This window comes from Segatella asaccharophila, from assembly GCF_054687055.1.
Genome location: NZ_BAACAN010000001.1, coordinates 231,976 through 250,451 on the forward strand (window position 1 = coordinate 231,976; position 18,476 = coordinate 250,451).

Genomic DNA, 18,476 nt, shown 5'->3' on the forward strand with positions numbered 1-18,476 from the left:
AACTTCAGGAAAGATTACAGAATAGTCTTTACTGCTTCCAGCATTCCCTTCTTCTGGATCAGGTCAAGATCTTTCGTGACCAGTGCCGTAAGACCGGGAATCGCATTGAGATCCTCTCCCCAGACATAATCATAGGAGAGAACGCCTTCAGCCACTTTCCGGGTATCTCCTGTTGCCCACAGGTCAGTCAGATGCTGCATGATCTTCGGATCATCCTTTGGCTGTATAGGAGTACCGTCAGCGCGCTGCCCACCTTTATAATAGGTAATGATGGCTGCCAGTCCGAAGACCAGTCCCTGGGGTAATTGCCCTTTACGCTTCAGATAAATTTTCACTCCTGGCAGATCACGTGTATTGTATTTCGGGAATGAGTTCAGCATGATGGAGGTAACCTGGTGGTCTACGTAAGGATTGTCGAAACGCTCAAGGACATCAGCAGCAAACTTTTTCAGTTCGTCCATCGGCAGGTCAAGGGTCTGCATGAGTTCATCAAACTGCACCTTATGGATATATTTGCCGATCACGGGATGCTGGCAGGCATCACGTACAATGTTGAGACCACTCAGGAAGGCAACAGGAGAGAGCACGGTATGAGGACCGTTCAGCAGGGTCACCTTACGGGCATGGTAAGGTTTCTCATCATCAGTGATGAGTACGTGCAGACCGGCTTTCTCAGCCGGGAATTCGGCCTTCAACTTTTCGATGGTCATATTCTCTGGCCGTTCGATCACCCAGAGGTGGAAACTTTCGGCCTGTACGACCATATTGTCCCTGTAGGAAATTCTCTGCTGTATTTCCTTGATCGTCTTACGTGGGAATCCCGGTGTGATGCGGTCTACGAGGGTAGCGCAGACATAACAGTCTTCGGTAAACCATTTCTTGAAACCTGCATAGTCCCTTCCCATATCCTCTTTCCAGAGTTCGATATACTTATAAATGCAGTCTTTCAGATGATGGCCGTTCAGGAAGATTAACTCACAGGGCATGAGGATCATTCCCGTGGCGGGATCGCCGTTGAAGAACTGATAACGATGGAAAAGCAACTGTACCAGTTTGCCGGGATATGAAGCTGCCGGCGCATCTGAGAACTTACAATTTTCATCAAAGGCGATGCCGGCTTCCGTCGTATTTGAAACGATAAAACGCATCTCAGGCTGTTCTGCCAAAGCCAGGAAAGCTTGGTTCTGTGTATAAGGGTTCAGTGCACGGCTCACACAATCTACACGTGTAATCGTATTGACAGGCTGTCCGTTTTCTCTTCCTTGCAGGTTGACGTGATAGAGACAATCCTGACCGTTCAGCATATCTACCATTCCGGAGGGAAGTGGCTCTACAATGACTACACTGCTATTGAAGTCCGTCTTCTGATCCATATTCCAGACGATCCAGTCCACGAATCCACGAAGGAAATTACCTTCACCAAACTGGATGATTCTTTCCGGCATCTCGCTCTTCGGAGCGGTATGCCTATTCAATGACTTTAATTCTGACATAATTGAGATTTGATTTTTATGTTTTAGATTTTACGTTAGTTTTTTCAGTTCTCTTGCAAAGATAGTAAAATATTCGCGATGTCCCCTTGAAAAAAGCCGGAAATCCCACGCAAACCTTTGCGAAGGGATCCCGGCAGGAATATCTTACATGGCAAAAGCATTGAAGCCTCCGTCAACTACAGCCACAGTTCCGGTTACGAAGCTGGCTGCATTGCTCATCAGATAATGGATCGTACCACAGAGTTCCTCCGGCTTGCCCATCCTTCCGAAGGGTGTCTGACGGATCACGTCTTTTCCCCGCTGGGTATAGCTGCCGTCAGGATTGGTGAGCAGGGCACGATTCTGGTTAGTAATGAAAAAGCCGGGGGCTATGGCATTCACGCGGATGCCTTCGCCGAACTTCCGGGCGCATTCCGTAGCCATATAAGCGGTGAAATTACTGATCCCTGCCTTGGCAGCAGCATAGCCGCAGACTCTTGTCATCGGGCGGAAAGCAGCCATCGATGAGAAATTGATGACGCTTCCTTTTCCAGCCTTGACCATTGGTTTGAGAAATACTTGTGTAGGGATGACAGTTCCCACCAGGTTCAGGTTGAGGACCTTTTGGAATTCTTCGGGCTTCAGGTCAAAGAAGGTCTGATCTGGTGCGATGACTGCTCCGGCCTTATTGCCTCCGGCTGCATTGAGAAGGGTATCTACTTTTCCATATTTAGCCAGAATGGCGTTGCAGTTTTGCTCGACGAGCTCCTTGTCCATCACGTCAGCCTTGAAATAGGAAGCCTCACCGCCGGCCTTCCTGATATCCTCGGTGATGGCTTGCCCTACATCTTCACGCCGGCCTAAAATGGCTACCTTCGCACCTTGCAATGCCAGGTATTTACCTATGCACCGTCCCAGTATACCGGTTCCTCCGGTAATAACTACGACATAGTCTTTGATGTCAAACAGTTCATTCATGTTCTTTGTTTTATGGATTAATTTTAAGTTGAATACTTTTTGTTCCTGGCTGCATGGTCCCCCAGGCAACCAGGGAAGGCTCTGGACTTAATCGAAGAACCCCGGTTGGTGGTATTGCAGTCCCAGTTCCCGGTCCACAGTGGCGAGAATTCCCTGCACCTGTCCCATGGCAAACATACGGCCGAGGAAGGAATACCCGGCATTATATCCCCGCTTGTCATCACCCAGCATGGTCATGCCATGATCCACACGCATAGGCAACTTCGGATCGGTCTTTTCGAAAATCCTCACCAGTTCTATGAGGTCTGCCCTTCCACCCAGATGACTGGATTCCGTAAAGTCACCATTGGGGAATACATGGCAGGAACGCAGATGGATGAATCGGGTTCTGCCGGCATATTTCCTGGCCAGTTTTACAACATCGTTCTGGGCTCCTGCCGACAGACTGCCTGCACAGAAGGTGAGTCCGTTATGGGGATCATCTACGGTGCTCAGGAGCCAGTTGATGTCTTCATCGCAGGTCACGATACGGGGAAGGCCCAGTATCTGGAACGGTGGATCATCAGGATGAACACACAAGAACAAATCATATTTGTTACATACTGGCATAATGGCTTCCAGGAAGTATTTCAAATTCTTCCGCAGCGTTTCCCGGTCTATACCTTCATATAGGGCAAGGAGCTTCTTGAAGCGTTCTACGGGATGTTCATCTCCTTCCCTGATATTGCCGGACACAAACCCCTGTGTCTTTACGATAATATTCTCGACAAGTTGGTGATCCTTTTCTGGTGTGCTCGTCTGCTTTATCTTTTCCACTTGCTGCAGGATGTCTGCTGACCAGTCCTTTTCGGCATCCTTGCGTTGCAGGATACAGATGTCAAAGTACGCAAACTCTGCCTGAGAGAAATAGAGATTATAGGTCCCGTTGGGATTGAGGTGCATCAGGTCTGTCCTGGCCCAGTCCAGAACGGGCATGAAATTATAGCAGACCGTATGGATCCCGCACGCTGCAAGGTTCATCAGACTGGTCTTGTAATTTTCTATCAGATGGTCACGATCCGGCCCACCATATTTAATGCTCTCGCTCACCGGCAGACTCTCCACCACACTCCAGCGCAACCCGTAACCTTCGATAAAGGATTTCAGGTCGTTGATTTCTTCCTTTGTCCATATTTCACCGTTCGGCACATCATGCAGGGCCGTGACAATACCTTCGATGCCGATTTCTTTCAGCATAGGTAAGGTGATCTTGTCCTTTTTACCAAACCATCTCCACGTTCTTTCCATAGATTTATTGTCTTAAAGTAACTGTTTCTTCATGTTTTGTTTTAGTCTTAGAGGCTTTTGAAAAAATTGGATCTTTCCTGTGACAATCTTTTCGGCAAACAAAGTTATAAAAAATATTGGTAAGTCGCTTTCTTTTGTGCTTGAAATCTTGCAGATTCCGAAGAAAAATCTTAACTTTGGGCAAAAAGCAGAGATGACTATGAAAAAAATCACACCCGATAATTTTGACAACCTTTATTCCGATCCCGTTGAGCAGCAGCAGATCGACTTGTTCGTGTGCCGGGAGATGGAGCGCCAGGTCCGCCGATATATCAAGGCGATGTCCGGATCCAAAGAAAGTATGGAACGTTTTATTACCAGGCTCTCCGGATTCAGTGTTCCTCAGAAAGAAGAGGCTATCGCCCGATATATTGACTTGAACAGAAAGATCATTGACGGACTGGACTGGAAGATCATCCTGGCCCGGTCCATAGCTAATTATTGTGATACTTTTGCTTATCTTTCCACTCTTATCCAGAATAGGCGTAAGATGGTTTACTATCTTCAGCGTATCAAACATACGTATATCCGCTATCATTCGGTGTTTGAAATCAATGGCAAGTTCGGAATCAAAGACCATGAAGGAAAGGTTATCATCCCGGCCGAGTATGATTTCCTGCGGACTCCTTACGTCTATGTAGATGACCTGTCCATGGTTCCTGTCATTGCAGAGAAAAATGGGAAGATGGGACTGATCCTGCCGGACTATAAGAATACGGTAGTTGCGCAATTCGTGTATGATGATATTGCCCTGAGGGACAAATATCCCTATTTTGAGGCTAAAAAGGGAAAGAAGAAGGGTATTCTTAATACGGACGGCAGTTTCCAGGAATATGGTTCCGGCAAACCGGAAGGTAAAAAGACCGTGACTGCTCAAATCACTCAAGACAAAAAAGACCAGAACTGAATCTTTTCACATTGACCAACTCTCTCAGCAATCAAATAAGGACTAATTACCGGAAAAACGAAGAAGGAAAAAGGAAAATAGACCCTTGTGAATATTTTTTTCGCAAATTAATTAAGAATTTGTCAAAAGATGTTATTTCTATTTGTTTTGTAATAAATTAGTTTGTATATTTGTCCGAGTACTAAAAGGGTGACTTTATAGAAACGTAAAATTATGGCAAAATATAATATCACGGTGAGGAAAGATAGAGAGGTGGCTTACCGTACACTGGTCAGCCCAAACATGATGGAAGAACTCAAACAAAAGATACTTGAGGTCATCCTCATCCAGAAAAAATATAAGGATAAAGATTATTCGGCAAAGAAACTGGCAAAAGACTTAGGAACTAATACACGATACATTTCGGCTGTGGTCAATGTGAAATTCCACATGAATTATACCTCTTTCGTCAATAAGTTTCGTATTGAGGAGGCAATGTCTCTTCTGGTAGATCATCGACATAACGACTTGAATATGGAAGATATATCGGACATGGTCGGCTTCTCTAACAGACAGTCTTTCTACGCCTCATTCTATAAGATTAACGGTTGTACTCCCCGTGAGTATAAGATGCGCAATATTGCATGGCATCCCTCTATAAAAGACAAGAAAAAAAGAGGGGGGAGAAGGACCGTAAAAGCAAATGCATAACGAAATGAAACTGAAAAAATTTGAGTATGCAAACGAGAAGTTTGCAGATCTGCAACTCTTACGTTATCGCCTGAATGGTTTCGATGATCTCTCTCTTTCTCAGAAATGCTATGTCTACTGTTTGTCAAAGGCTGCCCTCTATGGGAGGGACATCACTTTCGACCAACAGGGGGAATATAATCTTCGCATCCGTAAGACGCTTGAAACAGTCGTTGATTCCTATAGCGGGTCTCCTGAAGATCCGGACTTTATAGCTCTTGAAATCTATCTGAAGAGGGTCTGGTTTTCTAACGGGATCTATCATCATTACAACTGTGAGAAATTCATTCCTGAATTTTCACGGGATTTTCTTTGTGACGAGATTCTGAAGATCAATCCTGATGATTTGCCCTTGCGCCACGGTGAAAGTGTAGAGGCTTTCATGAAAGATCTTTTTCCGGTGATCTTTGATCCTGCAGTCCTTCCCAAACGGGTCAACCAGGCTCCTGGCGTTGATTTGGTCAGGACCTCTGCCTGTAATTTCTATGAGGGTGTCACTCAGCAGGAGGTGGAGCAGTATTATGCGCAGAAAAAAACTGATGAGTATGAACAGCCGTCATGGGGGCTTAACTCTAAGCTCATCAGGCATGATGGGGAAATAGAGGAACAGGTATGGAAGGCTGATGGCCTGTATGGACCGGCAATCAGGAAGATCGTGGAATGGTTGCTGAAAGCGCGTGACTTCGCGGAAAATGATGAACAGAAGAAGGTTATCGGCCTTCTGGTGAAATACTACCGTTCTGGAGACCTGCGTGACTTTGACCGTTTCTCGATTGAGTGGGTAGGACAGCACGAAGGGGATGTAGATTTCATCAACGGTTTTATCGAAGTGTATGGTGATCCTCTGGGACTGAAAGGAACCTGGGAGGGTTTCGTTGATTATAAGGATCCCGTAGCTACAAGGCGTACACGGCTCATCTCTGAAAATGCACAGTGGTTTGAAGACCATTCACCGGTGGATCCCCGTTTTCGCAAGCCTCATGTCAAAGGTGTTACGGCAAATGTGGTCTGTGCGGCCATGCTTGGAGGTGATGAGTATCCTTCTTCTGCTATTGGCATCAATCTGCCCAACGCTGACTGGATCAGGGCTGAGAAGGGGAGCAAGAGTGTAACCATCGGAAACCTGACAGATGCCTATAACCAAGCGGCGAAGGGGAACGGATTCATGGAAGAATTTGTGATTGATCAACCTACCGTTGACTCAATCAAGAAATACGGTGACCTGACGGATGACTTGCATACTGATTTGCATGAATGTCTGGGACATGGCAGCGGGCAACTGATGCCGGGAACGGACCCGAATGCACTCAAGGCGTACGGCAATACGGTTGAAGAGGCGAGGGCTGATCTGTTCGGCTTGTATTACATTGCTGATCCGAAACTGGTAGAGTTGGGTCTTCTGCCTGACCATGAGGCTTATAAAAGCCAGTATTATACGTACCTGATGAACGGGGCGCTCACTCAATGCATGCGCATCAGACCGGGACAGGAGATAGAGGAGGCTCACATGAGAAACCGGGCACTGATAGCCAACTGGGTTCTTGAACATGCTGACGGTGCTGCTGAAATCGTGGAACAGGAGGATAAGCATTATCTTAAAGTAAACGATTACAGTGCACTGCGTGATCTCTTTGCCAGACTTCTGGCTGAAATCCAGCGGATCAAGAGTGAGGGGGATTATCAGGCCGCCAGACAACTTGTGGAGCGGTATGGTGTAAAGATCGATCCGACCATTCATAAAGAGATCCGGGAACGCTATGCACAACTCCATATTGCTCCTTACAAAGGTTTTATCAATCCTAAGTTTCAGCCGGTCCGTGATTCTAAGGGAACGGTCACGGATGTGAAGGTCGATTACACCGAAGGTTATGCAGAGCAGATGTTGCGCTATTCCCGTGATTATGCAACATTAGTATGAGAGTATTACCGTTATGAAAGAAGAGACAAAGGAAAAGTTGAATGCCATCAAGCGTTCCTTCCGTTTGCGGATGAACCGGCCTGCCGCTGATTCCATGCGAGAGAAGGGACTGGACTACAAAATCAACTGGGGCGTCAATTTTGTGGAGTTGAAGAAGATGGCGGGGGAGTATGGTAAAGATTACGACCTGGCCATAGAACTCTGGAAGGAAGATATACGAGAATGTAAGATTCTGGCTACGCTGATAATGCCGCCGGAAAAGATGCTTCCGGATATTGTTGATGTATGGATGGAACAGATCCGGGGACAGGAAATGGCAGAGATGATTGCCTTCAACCTGTTGCAGTATGTCGATTATGCCCCGATGCTCGCTTATCAGTATATTGCATCAGACAAGGAGACTTATCAGATTACCGGATATTCTCTGCTTGCACGACTGTTCATGAAAGGGCAGGAACCTAATTCACGTGGTATCAATGAGTATCTTGACCAGACAGTGGCAGCATTACAGAACAAGTCATTGGGTGTACGCCATGCAGCAGCCAACTGTGCCCGTCGTTTCGCTCAGTTGGGTGAAGTTTATTCCCGTATGGCTAAAGCAGCATTGAAAGGTCTCATCGAGATATACTGAATCGACTCAATAAGAGTTACCAATAACGAATTATCCTGAACCCAATAGGACTCAATTTCAATCTTGATATTTGCGTTATTTCGGACTGTCTATTATAAATTGAATGACACCCAGTCTAAGGACTGAATGCCATTCTCTGTTTTTTTAGGACAAGTCTTCCTTACGACTGGGATCACGGTTTATGACAGTACCGTTGGCCTGGTGCGTAGCCAGGACAAGGACCTCAGCGATCTGTACATGCTCAGGAGCACTGGCAGCATAGAAGGCCACATCAGCTATATCATCACCGTTCAAAGGATGGATTCCCTGATATACGTGGTCAGCCTTGCCCTCGTCCCCTTTGAAACGGGTCACGCTGAAATGAGTCTCCACCAGTCCGGGTTTGATGTCCGTCACTCTGACACAGGTATCTGCGACGTCTATACGGAGTCCGTCCGTAAGAGCTTTCACAGCAGCTTTTGTAGCGCAGTATACATTTCCACCGGCGTATGCAGCATCACCGGCTACGCTGCCAATGTTGATGACATGTCCATGATTACGACTGACCATTCCCGGCACGATCAGGCGCGTCATGGTGAGCAAGCCTTTGACATTGGTATCAATCATGACATCCCAATCCTCCGGATTACCCTGGTATTCTTTATCCAGACCCAATGCCAGTCCGGCATTGTTGATGAGCACATCAATTTGCTTCCATTGATCTTCCAGGGATTCTACGGCTTTGCGGGCAGCCTCACGGTCACGGACATCAAAGACCAGTATCTTGGTTTTCACACCTTCCTGCCGGAGCTCTTCAGCCAACGCTTTGAGTTGGTCAGCTTTTCTACCAGTGAGAATGAGATCATATCCACCTTGGGCAAATTTCCTTGCACAAGCTTCCCCGATACCACTTGTCGCACCTGTTACTAAAACAATTTTCTGATTCATTATTATCGTTGTTATTATGATTAAACTTTCATCCGGGGAGGAAAAAATATCTTCCCCGGAGTTCCATCCGCAAAGATAAGTAAATTACTTTAAGGGATGGGCCGAGAACCGTAATTTTAAATTAATTTTTCAGTTGTTTTTCCCTTTCTCGTCTATAAAAGTCCATTTAAGAAGTCGAATGAAATAATTCTGTTTTTTGTGTCCGGATTAAGAAAAAACATATATATTTGTAACATGATATCTGCAAAATTAGAAAATGTGCTTCATCTGTTCAATGATGAAAAGAAAAAAAAGGATGTTGACCTCGTCCTGTCTACAGGCGGGGCACGTGGCCTTGCACATATCGGCGCCATCCTGCAATTGGAAGAAATGGGCTATCATATCCGCTCCATAGCCGGTGCCTCAATGGGTGCTTTAGTCGGAGGATTATATGCTGCAGGAGGTCTTGGAGATTTCAGGGACTGGATGAAAACCATTGACAAGAAAAAGATTCATCAGTTGTATGATTTCTCATTCAGCCTCAATCATATTGTGAAGGGTGACCGTATCATGAAAGCATTGAATCAGGTTGTCCCGGATCGGAATATTGAAGATTTGAGCATTCCTTTCTGTGCCGTTGCGGCAGATGCCGTAAGTGGTAAAGAAATCATTTTCAGGAAGGGAAGTATGTATAAGGCCATCCGGGCCTCCATCTCCATACCTGTTTTTTTCAATCCTGTCCGTCAGGGTGAAAGGATGTATCTGGATGGGGGACTGGTCAATCCTCTTCCTCTGAATCGGGTTAAGAGAGATAAGAAAGCGCTTCTTGTAGCTGTTGATGTAAGTGGTCATGACTATAAGGGCGAAATCATGATGAATCAGTTGATCAAACAGAGAAATATTGATCATTCCTTTGCTTTGGCCGTACTGAACAAGATGCTGCCTCACGGAATGGATCTGGATCTGAATTATGTATCATTACTTAATCGCACTTATTCCATCATGATTCACCAGAATACCAAATTAGCCCTGAAAGTGACTCCTCCGGATATTTATGTGGAAATTCCGATGAGCCGCTATTCCACCTTTGATTTTGACAAATCCGAGCGGCTTATTGCTATTGGAAAGACAAAAACCAGAAAGATGGTTGAGCATTTCTTGGACTCTGGAAAGACTCAGATTGAATCTGCTTAAATGTGAAAATGGCAAATGAACGTTAATAGCCTTCTCGATTTGGTTAACAAGTGTTATAAATCGTAGTCTTTTCCGTTGGAAATTTGTTCTGTATCTATTTTTCCTTTATCTTTGTGTCAGTTTTCCAGTGGAAACTTTTTCCGATTGAGAATTATAACGGACAACACAATAACAAAGAAAGGATGAGTGAATGATATGGAAACAAAACGAATAGCCCTTATGGCCATGGCAATTCTGACCTTTTCAGGTTTTGGTTATGCCAGGGCATCGGCAGAGAAAGAAAATAACATACAGCAAACTGAAAAAAAGAAGGAGAGTGAGAAAATGAAAGTAACAGAATTAACAGCAGATGAATTCAAGGACAAAGTGATGGACTATGAGAAGAACCCCACAGTGTGGAAGTTCAAGGGTGACAAACCCGCCATCATTGATTTTTATGCCACCTGGTGTGGCCCGTGCAAAGCAACAGCTCCGGTAGTAGAGGATATTGCCAATGAGTACGCAGGAAAGATCGATGTATATAAGGTCGATGTTGACCAGCAAGAGAAACTTGCAGCCCTGTTCGGCATTCAGTCCATTCCTACTATTCTCTTCATTCCGAAGGAAGGCGTGCCAAAGAAATCGGTAGGCGCCATGATGAAGAGCCAGTTTGAGGATGTCATCCGTACGGAACTGTTGAAAACTGAATAGATTACGACTTGATTGTAACAAAGCGGGGTGCCGGCAGGTGCCGGTAGTCCGCTTTAATGATAAACAGGGACTATGGATCAAAAGTGCATTTGCAACATCAGAAGGGTATACCGGGCCATTTCAGCCTTTGAAAATGATATGGAAGAGGCATTCGGGTTGAACATCAATGAAGCCATGCTGCTTTGTATGCTGTCAGAAACCGAAGATCCGTCATCAAGTGAGATTGCCGGCAGGATGGGCCTGTCACATTCCAATGCTTCCAAGGTCATTGCCTCGTTGGAGAAAAAAGACTATGTATCAAGGCATATCTGTCAGGAAGATAAGCGGAGCATGCACTTCAACCTGACACAGAAAGGCAAGGACCAACTGGAGAAGTTGAATTGCCAGCAGATCCAGTTACCTGAATGCCTGCAGAAATTAAGTCTGTTTTAAGTAATAAATCAATACCAAACCGTGGTAAGTTTGTCTCCACGGCTTGGTAAGTTCCTTTCCAAGGCCTGGTAAGATTGTCTCCAAGGCCTGGTAAGTTTCTTTCCACGGCCTGGTAATTTTTTCGTCATGATGTCAGTGAATATTGAAATCACAGGAAAGGGTAACCATTTTTTATACCTATAGTTTCTTTTACCGAATATTTCTTGGTTTTGTTATTCATTTTCTGAATAGATGATATTATCTTATAGAAATAGAAATGCCCGTAATAATATTATTTCTATAGTATGAAGTAGAAGGAGAAAATAAGCTCTTGAAATTACGCTCGGATACAAATTCAAGATCTAAATACTACCCATTACTGGATACCTAAGTGATAAAAGGCATGATTATTCCAGAAGCATTCAATCGCATGATTATTTTATGTGATCTGACTGAGAATTTTATAATATTTATCATGAAATAACAAAAATTCCTAAAAAAGTTGTATATTTGTCTTTATCATACCAGAAACCTAATCATCTTTCAAGTCTATGCAGAAAGAATATATGCGACTAATAAGAATATTGAAATGTATGTTGCTCATAATGCTATCCGGTACATCAATGATGGTATATGGGCAGAAAAAGAAAATTAATGTCAAATTGGACACCATCCCTGTTGTCAGTTTTGCACCCCAACTAGACCAGCAACAGATGAACAAGGGACTCATACAGAATGCACTTGATGCCATTTCAGGCAAGGCTGCAGGTGTAAATGTGGAATCCTCAGGAGCTGATAGAGTAGCCATGCTCAACAGTGTCCGTGTGCGTGGTACCACTTCTCTTACAGGAGGAAATGATCCGCTTGTCATCATTGATGGCGTCTATTCAGATCTTGCCACACTTGCAACGGTCTATCCAGCCGATATTGAAAGTTTTACTATTCTTAAGAATGCTTCCGAGACTGCACAGTTTGGATCGCGTGGCGCCTCCGGTGTCATTGAAGTGCGGACCAAGCGAGGCCATGGTGGGAAGTTTCACATCTCCTATGATGGCAACACGGGAGCAGAAGTGAGATACAAATACCTTGACATGCTTGATGCTGCAGGCTATCGGGCTACGGCCAAGAGTCTGGGAACCAACTATAATGATCTCGGCTTTAACACCAATTTCCAGAAGGAGATCAGTCGTACAGGGCTGGTTCAGAATCATCATATAGCCTTCAGTGGCGGCACGGATCAGTCAAATTATCGTGCCTCTCTCGGTATGATGGATAATCAAACCATTATCCGTTCAAAGGATTATAACAATTTTGTCGCCAAGCTCGATATCTCCCAACTGGCCTTTGATGACAAGATGAAGATCGATTTTGGTGTCTTTGGGTCTTCCCAGAAGGACAATAACATCTATGATACCCAGATGCTGTTCTATTCATCAGCTGCCATGAACCCCACTTATCCTTATAAAGCCTACAATGGGAGTTATGTAAAGAATGGCACAGCTTCTCAGATTGCCCCTCCTGGTGCCTTGATTCAGGAATGTAACGACACGAAGGATCTTAATTTCAATACCCATCTCCAATTATCCTATTCCTTGCCATACGGTATGGAATTAACGGCTATTGGAGCCTACTCTTACAGTTCACGAGAAAATGCCAAATTTGCGCCGACATGGGTATGGTCACAAGGCCTTGCCTATCGGAGAGAGACGAAAACAGAAGAGTGGATGGGGCATATTGACCTGAACTGGAATCATACCTGGAACATCCATCATGTCGATGCCACAGTGGAAGGAGAGTACCAGAAGAATAGGACTACCGCTTTCTGGACACAGGTTAAAGGTTTTACCACTAATGCTTTCGGTTACAATAATCTTGCTGCTGCCTCGACGATACCATACGGAGGAACAGGCAGCAGCTACCAGGACCCGAGGCTGGCTTCTGCGATGCTGGTAGCCTCTTATATGCTCCTTGACCGCTATTCGCTGGATGCCTCGCTACGAGCCGATGCCTCTTCGATGGTCGGAAAGAATCATACTTGCGGACTTTTCCCTTCTGTTTCCCTTACCTGGGATATGAAAAAGGAAAAGTTCCTGCGGGACCTTCCTCAGATCTTCATGTTGAAACTTCGCGCAGGTTACGGTCGTACCGGAAACCTGGGGGCCATCAGTTCCTATCTTACGCTGAACAGCCGTGAGCCTGTCGGTATCGTATCCTATAATGGTTCACCTACAGTGACAATGGGGGAGTTGCGTAATAGTAATCCTGACTTGAGGTGGGAAACGAGAAGTACTTTTAATATAGGTATGGATCTCGGACTGCTCAATAATCGGATCCTGATGACGGCAGAATATTATTATTCCAAGACCACTAATATGCTCTATGAGTACGATGTGCCCGTGCCCAACTATGCTTTTGACAAACTATTGGCCAATATCGGTTCAATGTCAAACAGTGGTTTTGAACTCGGCCTTGGTTTTGTGCCGATCTCCCATAAAGATATGGAACTGAATATCAATGTCAATATGTCCTGGCAGAAGAATAAATTAATATCCTTAAGTGGCTATTATAACGGTAACTATATGTCAGCATCGAATATCACGGCCCTCGGAAGTCTGAATGGGGCAGGCCTCCATGGTGGTGATGCCAACATCCTTTACCAGATTGTCGGCCAGTCGCTGGGCGTATTCTATCTGCCTCATTGCACAGGCATCGTAGATGATGGCAACGGGCATAAGAAATATCAGATCGCTGATCTGAATAATGATGGCAAGATCGATTTAAGTGATAATAGTGCGGACAGGCGCATTGCCGGACAGGCTACTCCTAAAATGACCTTGGGCTCCAATATCAGTTTTCGTTACAAGAACTATGACATCACTTTACAGATGAATGGTGCTTTCGGACATAAGATATTTAACGGTACGGCACTCAGTTATATGAACATGTCGAGTTTTCCTGACTATAATGTTTTCAAGAAAGCTCCCGCAGCCGACATTGTTGATCAACGAGTGACCGATTACTGGCTGGAATGTGGCGACTACCTCAATATCGATTATGTCACTTTAGGCTGGAATGTACCTGTCAAAAGCAAATATATCAGTGGTCTGAGGCTCTCCTGTAGTATTAATAATCTGGCAACGTTTACCCACTACAGTGGACTTACGCCAATGATCAATAGTTATATTGTTAACAGCACACTCGGTATTGATGACAAGTGGGGGTACCCCGTCTATCGCACATTCTCAGTCGGCGTGAATATACAATTTTAAATCCTTGACCATGAAACGACTTTCTTACTTGATATTACTATTTCCACTGCTGCTTGCTTCTTGCCTTGATGAAACCGTTAAGGATCGCCTGACGGAAGACAACACCTATTCGTCAGCATCCTCACTCTATGTCAATGCCGTCGCCACTCTGTATAATTATATTGGCGGCAACCAGGACAGCCAGGGGCTGCAGGGTACCTATCGGGGAGTCTATGACTACAATACCTTCAGCAGTGATGAAGCGATCATCCCTGTCCGTGGCGGAGATTGGTATGACGGAGGATTCTGGGAAAACCTCTATACCCATAACTGGTCGGCAAGTGATGGGTCACTTTACGACACCTGGAAATATCTTTATAAGGTAGTAGTACTCTGCAACCAGTCACTGATCATAATAGACAAGAATAAGTCATTGCTTACCGATACTCAATATCAGTCCTTCCGTGCAGAGGTCAGGGCCGTGCGGGCACTCTATTATGCCTATATCATGGATATGTATGGCAATATTCCCATAGCCAGCGACACCATCACGGTAAAGAATGCCAGGCAGTACTCCCGTCCGGAAGTGTTTCGCTATATCTTCAGTGAGCTCCAGGAGGTAGAGCCTCTGTTACCTGATGAACATAGTAACTATGAAGGCAATTATTATGGCCGCGTCACCCGGCCGGTAGTTCATTTCCTTCTTGCCAAACTGGCTTTGAATGCGGAGGTGTATACGGATTCTGTATGGACCGATGATGAGCGGCCGGAGGGCAAGGATATTTTTTTCACGGTGGACGGCAAGCGCCTCAATGCCTGGCAGACATGTATTGCCTATTGTGATAAGATCACCGATGAGGGATATACTCTGGCTGCCAACTATGCCAGTAATTTCTATATCCATAATGAGAACTCTCCGGAGAATATCTTTATTATTCCAATGGATAAAATCCTCTACAGCAACCAGTACCAGTATCTCTTCCGTTCCCGCCATTATGCTCAGGGGAGCGCTATGGGAATGGGAGCGGAAAATGGCTCGTGTGCTACCATTTCCACTGTGCATGCTTATGGTTATGGCACGGACAGTATAGATAGCCGTTACGCCATCAACTTCTTCTCAGATACGGTAAGGATCAATGACAAGGTGGTAAAACTCGACGATGGTGAACCTTTGATATATCGACCTTTGGAGGTGAAGATCAATCTTACCAACAGTCCGTATATGCAGACGGCAGGAGCAAGAGAGAAAAAGTATGAAACTGACCTGACAGCCTATAATGATGGAAAAAATATTGATAATGATATTGTTCTATATCGTTATGCGGATGTCCTGCTCATGAAGGCTGAAGCAGAAGTTCGGAACGGTGCTGATGGAGATAAAGAACTGAATGAAGTACGGAGCCGCGCGGGGATGCCTTATCGCAAGGCTACATTGCAAAATATCCTTACCGAGCGGCTGCTGGAATTGATGTGGGAAGGCTGGCGCCGCCAGGATCTGATCCGTTTTGACCTCTTTCACAGAAGTTATGATCTGAGGACTGCTTCTGCAGGTGAAGCGGATAGGCATACTATTGTTTTCCCTATACCTCAAAAGGTGTTGGATCTGAATACTTCCATCAAGCAAAACACCGGATATTAGGCACAAAAAACATCAGGGGCAAACATGAGATCTGTCTGCCCCTGATTTCTTCTCATAAAGTTAAGAAGAACAACAACCTTTTTACCTATTGATTATCTGGAGACGGACGGTCCTGGCCAGAGGGTCCACCATGACCACGTCCAGGCATCATTTTCTGATAAGTCTGATACTGACTGTCAGAAAGAATACTCTTCAACTGACTTTTATACTCCTGCATCCTGGCCCTATGCTCCTTCATCTTCGTTTTCATCTCTTCGGTCATTTCCGACCGCATATCCATGCCGGAAGAAACAGAGCCATCCATCTTCGAAGGCCTTTTACCAAAACCTTGTCTCTGAAACAAGTCTTTATACTCCATGTTCAAAGCAGCTACTTTAATTTTCTGCTCATCATTTAACCCCAATTTGCCAGTCATCAAAGAGGTCATTTCCTCGGGGGTCATCTGTTTGGGCATTTTTTGTCCATAACCGTTCTCGCCTTGTGCCATAGCCATTGTCATAGACAAGAGGGCTACAAATGTCAAAAGAATTTTCTTCATAATAAAATAGGATTAATAATCAATCATTCTATATTTTCATACTCTTTACTTTTGACGTTGGGAAATCGAGAAAGTTTATTTCAGGAAATGGTATTTTCTGTTAAATAGTCCTCCTACTCAGAACAGCAAAGCCTTGAATGTCATCCCGCAGTTTCCAATATCATGCTGACTTTGTCCTGATGGACTGATCCCTGTCCCTTTCGGTTTTGTCCTTAAAAAACTTTTATAAAGGAAAATAATGACATTGAAATCTTAAATTTGAAGTTTTTTTATGAATTATTAATCTATTCTTTCATTAGTCAAGAAAAAATGACTACCTTTGTAATAAATAATAGAATTTAAACTTAATAAAAATCCATGATGAAGAAAATCCATATCATTATTTTTACTTTTACTGTATTGGCCGGTTTTTCATTGATTTCATGCAATAAAGACGATGATAATGGCCGGAAAGAATTGACCAAAGCGGAAATCGGGGAAGCTCTAATGAATACGACCGGGGAATATACCGGCCCTATGACTTTTGGAATTAATGAACTATATAAACCAAATTCAACCAGGATAAAAATAGACACTGTATTTAATATGAAATGGTCCGTAAAGAAAGATACTACCCTGATCATTGACCATATTCCTATGAAGGCTTTGGCAGACTTTATTACTGATACGGATCTGAAAGAAGCATTGATGAGCGCTCAGCCGCAAGCATTGACTTGCCATATCGACTTCTTCGATAATGATCCTATCCAATTCTACCTGACAAATATCAAACCACAAACTTACTATGTTACTTATGGTGGAAAACAGCACGAGGTAACTATCGATTATGATACAAGGTCTTTTAGTCCTTCATGGGGAGCTTTCGATTATCAAAGATCAAATGACTTCTTTGCAAACATTTTTGCAGATAAGATAAAGGTAGATGGAGTGGTAGAAGACAAAATTGGTTTTACATCTAACTGCATCTGTGTCACTACGAAAAAGGATGGGCGTCCTTTCGATATTCATTAGTTGATCTGGAGACAAATCCGGGTGTTGAAGAAAAAAGATGACTATGGATCTCTTCTCTATATATCTCTTTTCTGAATAAGGGGGGAGCTTTTATGATCTGATTCGTACATGTTATGTTTATCCTATAAAAAAGAATACTAATATGAAAAAGAAAAATGGCCTCATGGTTCTTATTACCTGCATTCTATTCGCTGCATTCAGCATGAATGCTACAGCCAAAAACAAGAGAATGGTTGAACGTGGCATGGATAAACAGGAGGTTATGGAGATTCTTGGAAAACCGAGATCCACGAGTTTCAACCAATATGGAGAACAATGGGTATATATCAAATATGGGAGTTTGCTAGACACTCATAATGATAAGATTATCATTGGTTTCGACCGGAATGACAGGGTCATCAGCTATCAGGATATTCTTGTTCCTGCAAAAGATCCTGTTGACGACATGACAACAAACCCGCTGCCACCTCAGAATATGCTGCCCATTGGCCATATCCCTATGCCCCCTTATCCCTATGATGACTATTGCCTGAATGACCATGATTTCTCTATCTTGTACGATAAGGTCCGGGATGGCAGTTTTGATGATGATAAATATAATCTTATCGAAGTGGCAAGTCTGGGATGTTACTATACCTGCAACCAATGTGCCCGGATCATGGGACTGTTTTCCTTTGCAGATGATAAACTGAAAGCGCTAAGGTATATGGCACGCCACATCGTTGATCCGCAGAATGCGTACAGCATCTATCGGCTATTCGACTTCAGTGATGATAAAGAAAAGGCAGCTCAGATCATTCAAGGCAGATGAATCGTCTCTAGTCTGACTTATAAGACTTTAATCTCTGATGATTTAAAAAAATTACAAAGAAAAAGAA

Annotated in this window: 16 protein-coding genes; 11 read left to right on the forward strand and 5 right to left on the reverse strand. The window is 44.2% G+C overall.

Going from position 1 to position 18,476, the window contains the following annotated elements; all coding sequences use genetic code 11:
- Window positions 1-14: 14 nt before the first annotated feature.
- The 3 genes from ACYRYG_RS00980 to uxuA all read right to left on the reverse strand — a co-directional run bounded on the left by ACYRYG_RS00980 (window position 15) and on the right by uxuA (window position 3,737).
- Window positions 15-1,493 (reverse strand): tagaturonate reductase, encoded by a 1,479-nt coding sequence (locus ACYRYG_RS00980; protein ID WP_460197339.1) that lies wholly within the window; start codon window positions 1,491-1,493, stop codon window positions 15-17.
- Window positions 1,494-1,637: 144 nt separating this feature from the next.
- Entirely contained in the window at window positions 1,638-2,450 is an 813-nt protein-coding gene (locus ACYRYG_RS00985) for an SDR family oxidoreductase (RefSeq protein ID WP_293418422.1), read from the reverse strand.
- Window positions 2,451-2,537: 87 nt separating this feature from the next.
- Window positions 2,538-3,737: a mannonate dehydratase gene (gene uxuA, locus ACYRYG_RS00990; protein WP_293418420.1), complete on the reverse strand. Its 1,200-nt coding sequence runs from the start codon at window positions 3,735-3,737 to the stop codon at window positions 2,538-2,540.
- A 199-nt stretch (window positions 3,738-3,936) separates the two neighbouring features.
- Between uxuA and ACYRYG_RS00995 the strand changes: the two genes are divergently transcribed.
- From ACYRYG_RS00995 to ACYRYG_RS01010, 4 genes are all read left to right on the forward strand, one after another.
- Window positions 3,937-4,683, forward strand: coding sequence for a hypothetical protein (locus tag ACYRYG_RS00995; RefSeq protein WP_293418418.1), 747 nt, complete (start codon window positions 3,937-3,939; stop codon window positions 4,681-4,683).
- A gap of 213 nt (window positions 4,684-4,896) precedes the next feature.
- Window positions 4,897-5,373: a helix-turn-helix domain-containing protein gene (locus ACYRYG_RS01000; protein WP_460197340.1), complete on the forward strand. Its 477-nt coding sequence runs from the start codon at window positions 4,897-4,899 to the stop codon at window positions 5,371-5,373.
- Between the two features lie 4 nt (window positions 5,374-5,377).
- Window positions 5,378-7,330 carry a dipeptidyl-peptidase 3 family protein gene (locus tag ACYRYG_RS01005; protein WP_460197342.1) on the forward strand — a complete coding sequence of 651 codons (1,953 nt, stop codon included), beginning with the start codon at window positions 5,378-5,380 and terminating at the stop codon, window positions 7,328-7,330.
- A gap of 13 nt (window positions 7,331-7,343) precedes the next feature.
- Window positions 7,344-7,961, forward strand: coding sequence for a DNA alkylation repair protein (locus ACYRYG_RS01010; RefSeq protein WP_293422782.1), 618 nt, complete (start codon window positions 7,344-7,346; stop codon window positions 7,959-7,961).
- A 144-nt stretch (window positions 7,962-8,105) separates the two neighbouring features.
- On the opposite strand, the gene ACYRYG_RS01015 is transcribed toward ACYRYG_RS01010, so the two are convergent.
- Window positions 8,106-8,888: an SDR family oxidoreductase gene (locus ACYRYG_RS01015; protein WP_460197343.1), complete on the reverse strand. Its 783-nt coding sequence runs from the start codon at window positions 8,886-8,888 to the stop codon at window positions 8,106-8,108.
- 234 nt (window positions 8,889-9,122) lie between these two features.
- Here ACYRYG_RS01015 and ACYRYG_RS01020 point away from each other — a divergent pair, with 234 nt between their 5' ends.
- The 5 genes from ACYRYG_RS01020 (at window position 9,123) to ACYRYG_RS01040 (ending at window position 16,049) form a co-directional block, all read left to right on the forward strand.
- Entirely contained in the window at window positions 9,123-10,061 is a 939-nt protein-coding gene (locus ACYRYG_RS01020; RefSeq protein WP_293419667.1) for a patatin-like phospholipase family protein, read from the forward strand.
- Between the two features lie 195 nt (window positions 10,062-10,256).
- The gene (gene trxA / locus ACYRYG_RS01025) at window positions 10,257-10,751 is read left to right on the forward strand and encodes a thioredoxin (protein ID WP_293419670.1); all 495 of its coding nucleotides are present in this window, start codon (window positions 10,257-10,259) and stop codon (window positions 10,749-10,751) included.
- A 72-nt stretch (window positions 10,752-10,823) separates the two neighbouring features.
- Window positions 10,824-11,183: a MarR family winged helix-turn-helix transcriptional regulator gene (locus tag ACYRYG_RS01030; RefSeq protein ID WP_293419673.1), complete on the forward strand. Its 360-nt coding sequence runs from the start codon at window positions 10,824-10,826 to the stop codon at window positions 11,181-11,183.
- Window positions 11,184-11,755: 572 nt separating this feature from the next.
- Window positions 11,756-14,431, forward strand: a complete 2,676-nt coding sequence (locus ACYRYG_RS01035; RefSeq protein ID WP_460197345.1) for a SusC/RagA family TonB-linked outer membrane protein — start codon at window positions 11,756-11,758, stop codon at window positions 14,429-14,431.
- Window positions 14,432-14,441: 10 nt separating this feature from the next.
- Window positions 14,442-16,049: a RagB/SusD family nutrient uptake outer membrane protein gene (locus ACYRYG_RS01040; RefSeq protein WP_460197347.1), complete on the forward strand. Its 1,608-nt coding sequence runs from the start codon at window positions 14,442-14,444 to the stop codon at window positions 16,047-16,049.
- Between the two features lie 85 nt (window positions 16,050-16,134).
- On the opposite strand, the gene ACYRYG_RS01045 is transcribed toward ACYRYG_RS01040, so the two are convergent.
- Window positions 16,135-16,587: a DUF4890 domain-containing protein gene (locus ACYRYG_RS01045; protein WP_293430833.1), complete on the reverse strand. Its 453-nt coding sequence runs from the start codon at window positions 16,585-16,587 to the stop codon at window positions 16,135-16,137.
- 357 nt (window positions 16,588-16,944) lie between these two features.
- On the opposite strand from ACYRYG_RS01045, the gene ACYRYG_RS01050 reads away from it, so the two are divergent.
- Window positions 16,945-17,598: a DUF4840 domain-containing protein gene (locus ACYRYG_RS01050; RefSeq protein ID WP_293419685.1), complete on the forward strand. Its 654-nt coding sequence runs from the start codon at window positions 16,945-16,947 to the stop codon at window positions 17,596-17,598.
- Between the two features lie 142 nt (window positions 17,599-17,740).
- Window positions 17,741-18,409, forward strand: coding sequence for a DUF4476 domain-containing protein (locus ACYRYG_RS01055; RefSeq protein ID WP_293422794.1), 669 nt, complete (start codon window positions 17,741-17,743; stop codon window positions 18,407-18,409).
- Window positions 18,410-18,476 lie beyond the last annotated feature (67 nt).